Raw genomic sequence first — 7,605 nt, forward strand, 5'->3', positions numbered from 1 at the left:
TGGAGGTAGAGACCGGAATCCGCTGATGCTCCTGGGACTGGCCCTGATCGTCATCGGTGCCATCGGCGTCTTCTTTGGCCGCCTCATTCAGGCCGCGCTCAGCCGGCAACGGGAATTCCTGGCCGATGCATCCTCGATTCAGTTCACCCGCAATCCGGCAGGGCTCTCCGGTGCGCTGCAAAAGATCGGCGGTGCCGGCTCGAAGCTCGAATCCGCTCACGCCGGGGAAGCCAGCCACATGTTTTTCGGCAACGGCCTGGGCAAACCTTTCCTTGGCATCATGGCCACCCATCCGCCGCTCGCCGAGCGCATCCACGCCATTGATCCCGGTTGGGACGGAAAATTCAAGACCGCCAACGCCTCGACGGTGGCAGCAGAATCGGCGCGCGAGGCGGCGAAACCAGCGTCATCACGATCTCCGCTTCCACAGCTTCCCGGCGCGGGGTCTGGCGGCGTGGGACTCGCCACCAATGCCGTCCTGATGGGGGCCGTGCTCCCAAATCTGGGCAAGCCAATGCCGTTGCATCTGCGCTACGCCGAGGAGTTGCGGAATTCATTCTCAGAGAAGGTCCAGTCCGCCGCTCGCGAACCGCTCGACGCCACCGCGCTCATCTACGCGATGCTCCTCAGCCCGGACGAAATCTTGCGCGCGAAGCAACTCACAGAACTGGCCACGCGAGCTGCGGCGGGGATAGGCGACAAAACCGCCGCCCTTTGGTCTGAAGTCGCGCCCATCGCCGCTCGCGCCCGGCTGCCGCTCGTGAACCTCGCCTTGCCCGCCCTACGTCACCTGCGGCCCGACGAGTTCGAGCAATTCAGCCAGCCGTTGCAATGGCTCATCGAGAGCGACGGGCAAATTAAAATCTTTGAATTCGTTCTGCAGAAAATCGTCCGCCGCCACCTCGCGTCGCAGTCGGGCGAAATCCGCCCGACCTCCATTCAATACCACACGCTCAAACCGCTCGTGCCGGATTGCAGCGTCGTGCTCTCGGCGTTGGCGAACGTCAGCAGCAGCGACTCCGGAGAAATCGAAAAGGCATTCCGGGCCGGCGCGCCCTATCTGGAGTCGAAGGCCAACGGGTTGCAACTCCTGCCGCGCGAAAAATCCGGGCTGCAACAACTGGATACCGCACTTGATCGCCTCGCGCTGGCCGCGCCGCAGATCAAAAAGAATCTGCTCGAAGCCTGCGTGCAGGTCGTCGGCGAGGATGGCTTGATCCAGGAACGCGAAGCCGAATTGCTCCGCGCCATCGCCGACACGCTGGATTGTCCGATCCCGCCGTTTGTGCAGATTTCGGAAAGTCAAAACATGCCGGGAGACACCCTATGAAAGAACACGAACACGCAACCAAAGATAAGACCGAAACCATGCCGGCGCGCGACGAGGTTGCCAAGAAGGCCTACGCCCTCTACGAAAAAGAGGGGCGTCCACAAGGGCACGCCAAGCAGAATTGGTTGGCGGCTGAAGCCGAGATGTCGGGCCACGGCGCGGATGAACATAAAGGTCACGGCGATCATCATGCGCACATGGCGGCGGATTTCCGCAATCGGTTCTGGATCTCGCTGGTCCTGACCCTGCCGATTCTTGTCCTCTCGCCGATGCTCCAAAAGTTGGTCGGTCTTCGGGAAGCGATCCATTTTCCCGGCGACGTTTACGTTCTATTCGGTTTCTCCTCCGCCGTCTTTTGGTATGGCGGCTGGCCCTTTCTCAAAGGGCTGTTCGATGAGCTGAAGACCCGCAAGCCGGGAATGATGATCCTCATCTCCGTCGCCATCGCCACTGCGTATCTCTACAGCAGCGCCGTCGTCTTCGGCCTGACCGGCAAGATGTTCTTTTGGGAACTGGCCACGCTCGTGGACATCATGTTGCTCGGGCACTGGATTGAAATGAAATCCGTGATGGGCGCTTCCAAGGCTCTGGAGGAACTGGCGAAACTCATGCCCTCCGACGCCCACAAACTCATGCCCGACGGCAGCGTGAAAGACGTGCCACTCAGCAAACTGGCTGTGGACGACAAAGTCCTGATCAAACCTGGCGAAAAGATTCCCGCCGACGGTGTCATCGTGGAAGGAGAAAGCTCGGTCAATGAAGCCATGCTAACAGGCGAATCGACTCCGGCCCCCAAAGAGACAGGCGGCAAAGTCATTGGCGGATCGATCAATGGTGAAGGCTCGCTCACCATCGAGGTGAAAGGCACGGGCAAGGATTCTTTCCTGTCGCAGGTCATCGACCTGGTCAAACAAGCTCAGGAGAGTAAATCGAAAACCCAGGACCTCGCGAACACCGCCGCTCTTTGGCTCACCATTGTGGCGCTGGGCGGCGGCGCTATCACCTTGATCATTTGGCTGACTCTCATGGGCAAAGATTTTGCCTTCGCCATCGAGCGCGCCGTCACCGTCATGGTCATCGCCTGTCCGCACGCTCTGGGTCTCGCGGTGCCGTTGGTCGTGGCCGTATCGACCGCACTCGCCGCAAAGAACGGCCTTTTGATTCGCAGCCGCGTCGCGTTCGAGGGAGCCCGAAAATTGAAAGCCATCATCTTCGACAAGACCGGCACGCTCACGGAAGGTCGCTTTGGCGTGACGGACACGCTCCTTCTTTCACAGGACATCGACGAAGAAACATTGCGCCGCTACGCGGCTTCGGTGGATGCGAATTCCGAACATCCCATTGCCAAAGCCATTGCCGGCGCTTCCGAGAAAAAATCGCCGGTGGAAAACTTCAAAGGCATTGCCGGCAAAGGCGCGGAAGGCTGGGTCGAAGGCAAAGAGATCAAGGTGGTGAGTCCGGGCTTTCTGCGCGAACAGAACATCGAGATGACGGACAAACGCGTCGAGCAACTGCAAGGGCAAGGCAAGACGGTGGTATTTGTCCTCGTGGACGGAGCGCTGAAAGGAGCGATGGCCCTGGCCGACATCATCCGGCCCGAATCGAAGCAGGCCGTCGCGACACTCAAGGAAATGGGGATTCGCTGCCTGATGCTGACCGGCGATAACGAAGCGACCGCCAAATGGGTGTCAGACCAGATCGGTCTGGATGAATACTTCGCCGAAGTTCTGCCGCAGGATAAGGCCGCCAAAGTAAAAGAGGTCCAAGCCCGCGGCGAGTTGGTCGCCATGACAGGCGACGGCGTGAACGACGCCCCCGCATTGGCGCAGGCGGATTTGGGAATCGCCATCGGAGCCGGCTCGGATGTCGCGGTCGAAACCGCCGATGTCATTCTAGTGAGAAGTAATCCGGCGGATGTGGTCGCGATCCTGAAACTTTCCCGCGCCACTTATCACAAGATGATGCAGAACCTAGTCTGGGCCGCGGGCTACAACGTCTTCGCCATCCCGCTGGCGGCCGGGGCGCTTTATGCGTGGGGCGTGCTGCTCACACCCGCCGTGGGTGCCGGGCTGATGGCCGCGAGCACGGTGATTGTGGCCATCAATGCCCGATTGCTGAGAATCAAAACCGATCCTCAGAAGAAAGGCGGAGAACAAGGCTCACCGAGCGACAAGGAACAATCTGCGCGCAAAGATCAGACTGAAACAAAAACAACCAAGAAAGAAACATGACCATGAACCCATCCAAAACCGAAGCAATCGACCCCGTCTGCGGCATGACCGTGGATACCACCACCACGATCCATGCCGAACGCGATGGAAAGACGTTCTACTTCTGCGGCGAGCACTGCCGGGAGAAATTCCTGTCCACTCCCGCCGATGCCAAGCCTGACAAAAAATCCGGTGACTGCTGCTGCGGGTAAAGCCGCAGTAGCATGGAAGATGATCGCCAATTCTCTAAAGCTCCGCTTTCGCCCGTCCGGCAAGCGTGGTTGATGCTCGTCGTCATCGCGCCGATGGCCGCGTGTTACCCGGCGATCAAGGTAGGTCTGGAGTTTGCACCATCGTTGCGATTTGCGGGAGCGCGCACGTTGCTGGGCGGGCTGGCGTTGCTGCTGGTGCTGGTGATTCGCCGAAAACCGCTGTGGCCGGAAGCGCGGTTGGCCCGATGGATTCTGCCCTTGGGAGTGCTGGCCACCACGTTGACTTTCGGGGCGATGTTTGCCAGCCCGGCCTACACTGGCGCGGGCATCGCTTCGGTATTGGGCAACACGCAACCGCACATCATCATCGTGCTTGCCGCGCTGTTTTTGGGTGAGAAAATCGGTCTGATCAAGGCGTTTGCGCTGGGCTTAGGATTGGCCGGAGTGAGCCTGATGGCCTTGCCTACGTTGCGCGAACAACCCGGGCATCCTCTACTCGGTGCGATGTTGGCGTTGGGTTCTTCGGCCAGTGCGGCCGTGTCCAGCGTGACTGTGAAAAGACTTCACCCCGGCAACGACCTCATGTCACTGACAGCCTGGCAACTGGTCGCCGGAAGCGTGGTGCTGCTCGGTTTGTCGGCGGTGTTTGAACCGCATGGAACGATCATGTGGACGGGCGGTTTTATCGGTCTGTTGCTCTTCCTGGCGTTGGCTGGCACAGCGTTGAGCACCTGGCTTTGGTTCTGGTTGCTTCAACGAGCGGAGGTCGGCCGTCTGTCGTTGTATTTGTTCCTGGTCCCGGTATTCGGGCTGTTGATCGCCATGGGCGGCTTTGGAGAACGCTTGGACGCGTTGCAGGCGGGCGGCGTGGCGTTGATCTTAACGGCCGTCGCGCTGTCCGTGTTTGAGGGTTGGTTTGGAGCAGCGAGGCGGTTCAATCCACAGCGTGGGAGGCCTCCTACCTAGCCGCAGCAACGTCAACCATACGGCAGAATCTCGTCTTCGCCTTCCTCTACAATGTCCTCGGCATCCGCATCCCCGCCGGTGTGCTTTACCCCGTTCTTCGGACTGCTGCTCAGTCCGATCATCGCGGATGCGGCGATGAGCCTGAGTTCGGTGTCTATCATCACCAATGCGCTGCGGCTGCGGCATGTGAAGCGGTGAGGACAAAGTAGGGTTACACCCCATCGCAACTCATCGTGCCGGGGTCGAGTGTCGGCACATGACCCAACCAAGTCCCCTTACAGGAGCCGCCAGCGAATCCATCGTCGCCATCTTCAACTCCCATGTCGAAGCGGAGGCGGCGATCAAGGAACTCCAGCTCTCTCACTTTGATCTGCAAAAGCTCTCCATCGTGGGCCGCCAATACCACACGGATGAAAACGTCGTGGGCTACTACAATGCGGGTGATCGCATGAAATTCTGGGGCTCCAACGGTGCCTTTTGGGGTGGTATCTGGGGCATGTTGTTCGGCTCGGCGTTCTTCATGATTCCAGGCATTGGGCCGTTGGTCATGGCGGGTCCGTTGGTGGCGACCCTTGTGGGAGGACTGGAAGGCGCTGTGGTGATGGGTGGCCTAAGCGCTCTCGGGGCGGGGCTCTACAGCCTGGGCATTCCGAAGGACAGCATCCTGCAATACGAAACCGCTTTGAAGGCGGATAAATTCCTGCTGATCGCGCATGGCAGCACTGAGGAGCTAAAATTGGCACGTGAGGTGATCACCCGCGCTGCGCCAACGGCGTTGGCGGCCGCCTCCTGCTGCGAGACGGACAGCAAGGCATGCTGTGCATCGGTCTAACGGCACACACAATCCAAACCGCCGCGAGGCACCCCCGGCTATGAAACAAGAACTCGAACATCTCTACGGACTGAAACTTAGCGCGATAGACGACGAAATCGGCAAGGTGAAGGACTTCTATTTTGACGATCAGAACTGGCAGATCCGCTACCTCGTCGCAGACACGGGCGGCTGGTTGTCGGGACGGCAGGTGCTGCTCTCGCCAGACGTATTTGGTACGGCGGCCCTGGACGATGCCAGTGGCGATGCTGCCCATCTCCGCGTGAACCTGACGCGGCAGCAGATCGAAGACAGTCCTGCCATTGAGACGCACCGCACGGTGACCCGGCAGTACGAAGAGCAATACTACAGCTACTATGGCTGGCCGAATTATTGGGATGGTGGCATGCTGGGTGCTGCGGGCTTTCCGGCCTTCACACCGGAGCCACTGCAAGAGGACCACTCGCATCACGGTCACAATCAACGCGACGACATTCATCTGCGCAGCACGCAGGCCATCACCGGCTATCGCGTGGAGTCCGCCGACGGCGAGATGGGCAAGGTGCATGGCTTCGTAGTGGATGGCAAAACATGGGCCATCAGTGAAGTCATCATCGAACCCGGTCAGTGGCGTGAAACCCCGCTGCTGCGGGTGCAGGCGCAGCGCGTTGCGCGCATCGACTACGAATCGTCCACCGTGTTTTTGGATGTGCCCAAAAGCAAAGTCACGCAGGCGGTGGGAAACGAACTCCTCCTCACAACCCATCCATGATTTGAACCACAAACTCTTATGAACATCAACTTACTCAAGAAGGGCGTTCTGACCGAGAACGCTCAGGGGATTGGCGAGGTCTCGCGCAAGATGCTGCGGGAGCGTGCCGTGGAGCTTGCCGTCATTGATGGTCGTTCCGGGCAGGACGCTTCGAAGTCTGACTGGGAACAGGCCAAACGTGAATTGACTGGCGAACCCGAAATGGACCCGCAGGAGGCGTTGCTTGAATCAGCACCTGAATCCGAACGCTGGGATCCGCTCCCCGGCTCTTCCGGCCATCGGGCAGCCGTGATTACCAGCGACGATGAAGATTCGGAAGGGCGCAGTGATGCCGAAGCTCTCGTCGATGAGGGTGTGAGAGAGGCCGAGCATGATCAAATGCTCCAAGCTGCGAGGGCTAGCGAAGAGAAAGATGACCAAGACCAATGAAAAGGCTGGAGTGAAACGTCCGCGAAAAGCGCTTTTGCCCGATCTGCCGATCACCTCCTAGCCGTCCTCCAGGATGCCCACCATTCCCTGTATCCTCACCGTCAACGCCGGTTCATCGAGCATCAAATTTGCCGTCTATCAGGTTGGTGATTCTCTGCCACTGAAACTTCATGGCAAGATTGATCGCATCGGTCTTGAAGGGACTCATCTCATCTTCCATGACCCAGCCAGCGATGAGTCGGAAAGCCTCTCGATTGCAACGGCCAACCACTCAGCGGCCATTCAATTTCTGATCGACTGGCTCGAACAACGACACGTCTTCGACTCGATTCGAGCGGTTGGGCATCGTGTCGTCCACGGGATGGCTCACGCCGAGCCCACCCAGATCACCACCGCATTGATCGGGGAGATCTACCGCATCATGGACCACGCCCCGAATCACCTGCCGCAGGAGTTGGATCTCATCCAGGCGCTGCATCACAGGTATCCCAATCTTCCCCAATTGGCCTGCTTCGACACCTCTTTTCACAGCACCATGCCGCGCGTCGCCAAGCTGCTGCCCATTCCTCGGCGCTATGAAGCCATGGGCATCCAACGCTACGGCTTCCACGGATTGTCTTATACCTACTTGATGGAGGAACTCGCGCACCTCGGCGACCCTGCGGCAAAGAAGGGTCGTGTGATCCTGGCCCATCTGGGCAACGGGGCCAGTCTGGCTGCCGTGTCTGATGGTGAGAGCCTGGACACCAGCATGAGCTTCACACCCGCATCCGGTCTGGTCATGGGCACACGCTCTGGAGACCTCGACCCTGGACTGCTGACGTTTCTGTCCACCAATGAAAAGATGACCCCTGCCAAGTTCGGCCAAATGATCA

Annotated in this window: 7 protein-coding genes and 2 pseudogenes; all 9 read left to right on the forward strand. The window is 59.3% G+C overall.

Annotated features, from left to right (window positions below; translation table 11 throughout):
- Positions 1 to 25 precede the first annotated feature (25 nt).
- Entirely contained in the window at positions 26 to 1,330 is a 1,305-nt protein-coding gene (locus PSV43_RS01870) for a M48 family metalloprotease (protein ID WP_300193096.1), read from the forward strand.
- Entirely contained in the window at positions 1,327 to 3,561 is a 2,235-nt protein-coding gene (locus PSV43_RS01875; protein ID WP_300193098.1) for a copper-translocating P-type ATPase, read from the forward strand. Before PSV43_RS01870 ends, PSV43_RS01875 begins: the two co-directional genes overlap by 4 nt.
- Positions 3,562 to 3,563: 2 nt before the next feature.
- Positions 3,564 to 3,752: a YHS domain-containing protein gene (locus PSV43_RS01880; RefSeq protein ID WP_300193100.1), complete on the forward strand. Its 189-nt coding sequence runs from the start codon at positions 3,564 to 3,566 to the stop codon at positions 3,750 to 3,752.
- A 12-nt stretch (positions 3,753 to 3,764) separates the two neighbouring features.
- Entirely contained in the window at positions 3,765 to 4,718 is a 954-nt protein-coding gene (locus PSV43_RS01885; RefSeq protein WP_300193102.1) for a DMT family transporter, read from the forward strand.
- Positions 4,719 to 4,735: 17 nt separating this feature from the next.
- Positions 4,736 to 4,916, forward strand: a pseudogene (locus PSV43_RS26105) (hypothetical protein); the annotation flags it as partial.
- Between the two features lie 58 nt (positions 4,917 to 4,974).
- Complete coding sequence (locus PSV43_RS01895) at positions 4,975 to 5,550, forward strand: hypothetical protein (RefSeq protein WP_300193106.1); 576 nt, start codon at positions 4,975 to 4,977, stop codon at positions 5,548 to 5,550.
- A gap of 40 nt (positions 5,551 to 5,590) precedes the next feature.
- The gene (locus tag PSV43_RS01900) at positions 5,591 to 6,301 is read left to right on the forward strand and encodes a PRC-barrel domain-containing protein (protein WP_300193108.1); all 711 of its coding nucleotides are present in this window, start codon (positions 5,591 to 5,593) and stop codon (positions 6,299 to 6,301) included.
- A gap of 18 nt (positions 6,302 to 6,319) precedes the next feature.
- Positions 6,320 to 6,730 carry a hypothetical protein gene (locus PSV43_RS01905; protein ID WP_300193110.1) on the forward strand — a complete coding sequence of 137 codons (411 nt, stop codon included), beginning with the start codon at positions 6,320 to 6,322 and terminating at the stop codon, positions 6,728 to 6,730.
- Positions 6,731 to 6,803: 73 nt separating this feature from the next.
- Positions 6,804 to 7,605 (forward strand): annotated as a pseudogene (locus PSV43_RS01910) (acetate/propionate family kinase); the annotation flags it as partial.

Source organism: Prosthecobacter sp., assembly GCF_029946185.1.
GTDB lineage: Bacteria > Verrucomicrobiota > Verrucomicrobiia > Verrucomicrobiales > Verrucomicrobiaceae > Prosthecobacter.

Excerpts from the sequence above, each read along its gene's own strand:
- PSV43_RS01870 (WP_300193096.1), top strand. The coding sequence starts at position 26 with ATGCTCCTGGGACTGGCCCTGATCGTCATCGGTGCCATCGGCGTCTTC.
- PSV43_RS01875 (WP_300193098.1), top strand. The coding sequence starts at position 1,327 with ATGAAAGAACACGAACACGCAACCAAAGATAAGACCGAAACCATGCCG.
- PSV43_RS01880 (WP_300193100.1), top strand. The coding sequence starts at position 3,564 with ATGAACCCATCCAAAACCGAAGCAATCGACCCCGTCTGCGGCATGACC.
- PSV43_RS01885 (WP_300193102.1), top strand. The coding sequence starts at position 3,765 with ATGGAAGATGATCGCCAATTCTCTAAAGCTCCGCTTTCGCCCGTCCGG.
- PSV43_RS01895 (WP_300193106.1), top strand. The coding sequence starts at position 4,975 with ATGACCCAACCAAGTCCCCTTACAGGAGCCGCCAGCGAATCCATCGTC.
- PSV43_RS01900 (WP_300193108.1), top strand. The coding sequence starts at position 5,591 with ATGAAACAAGAACTCGAACATCTCTACGGACTGAAACTTAGCGCGATA.
- PSV43_RS01905 (WP_300193110.1), top strand. The coding sequence starts at position 6,320 with ATGAACATCAACTTACTCAAGAAGGGCGTTCTGACCGAGAACGCTCAG.